Origin of the sequence: Pseudomonas sp. 2995-1 (genome assembly GCF_002742505.1) — a bacterium.
Classification (GTDB): Bacteria; Pseudomonadota; Gammaproteobacteria; order Pseudomonadales; family Pseudomonadaceae; genus Aquipseudomonas; species Aquipseudomonas sivasensis.
In genome coordinates, this window is the sequence record NZ_LJSA01000673.1 from 1 (window position 1) to 240 (window position 240).

The following is a 240-nucleotide window of genomic DNA, read 5'->3' on the forward strand; positions in this document are numbered from 1 at the left end:
GTTTCATTGTTGATCCTGTTGATCGCTTTCCTTGTGTTGCAAAGTTATACTGAGACCTTTCAAAATCACGCCCACCTACAAAACTTAAAATTGCTCCAGAGCGATTATCTATGAGCATTGAGCCAGCCTGCTCCATGAAAGAAATGGTAACTTCCTCACCCTGGTCATTTGTAAATGTACCATTTTTATCAGGACCAAATTGGTCATAGTTTTGTACAACTTCTTGATGTGCATCATATA

1 protein-coding gene is annotated in these 240 nt (G+C 38.8%); it reads right to left on the bottom strand.

What is annotated here, in order from left to right; all coding sequences use genetic code 11:
* The coding region (locus AOA61_RS31455) for a hypothetical protein (protein WP_158234847.1) at nt 1–240 on the bottom strand (240 nt) is incomplete at both ends.